We start from the raw sequence: 750 nt of genomic DNA, 5'->3' as shown, positions 1-750 counted from the left end.
ATGAAGTAATACAGGTACCGTCTTTGGGCGGATTGGACTGGAAAACGGCATTGAAATAGTTTGGATAAGATAAAAGGCCGTCTGAAATGTTTCAGACAGCCTTTTCGTATTGGTTAATCCAAAGAAGGCAGGAGTTTGTCCGGATTCATAATGCCATAAGGGTCAAGCTGATTTTTGATGGAATGCATCAGAACAAGTTCGGCCTGCGTACGCACACGGGGCAGCCAATGTTTTTTGATGATGCCTACGCCGTGTTCTGCGGCAATCGTACCATGGCAGGCAAGAATGTTTTCATAAACAATGGTATTGACGGCGTCTTCGTATTGGTAGGCTTCGTTGCTCAATACGTTGGGCAGGAATGTATTGTAATGCAGGCTGCCGTCGCCTAAATGTCCGAAGCAGACAATCTGTATGCCGGGAAAGCGGGTTTCCAAGGCAGGGGCGCATTGGCGGACAAAGGTGGCCACTTGGGCGATAGGGACGGCGATATCGTGTTTAATACTGGTGCCGAGTTTGCGTTGGGAAGCGGAAATATTTTCACGCAAGGTCCATAAGTCGGAGCGCTCTTGCTCGGATTGCGCCAAAATGCTGTTTTCCCATCCGTTTTGATAGAGAAATTCGGCAAGCTTTTCATCCAGTCCGGCATCGGGAACAGAGTCTGCAAGTTCAATCAAAATATGCCATTCCGCATCAGCAGGCTTTTTGAGTTGGCTGAATTCCGAAGATAAATCGAGAGCAAAGCGGCTGATC

Annotated in this window: 1 protein-coding gene; it reads right to left on the bottom strand. The window is 48.0% G+C overall.

Annotation, left to right across the window (positions count from 1 at the left end; translation table 11 throughout):
• Positions 1 to 113 precede the first annotated feature (113 nt).
• The coding region (locus ACTHUR_RS13740; RefSeq protein WP_440399087.1) for an FAD-binding oxidoreductase at positions 114 to 750 on the bottom strand (637 nt) is incomplete at its 5' end.

It is taken from the genome of Neisseria sp. P0021.S007 (genome assembly GCF_051956855.1).
The sequence above is the reverse complement of the archived record's forward strand: the minus strand, read 5'-3'. Positions and strand labels throughout refer to the sequence as shown.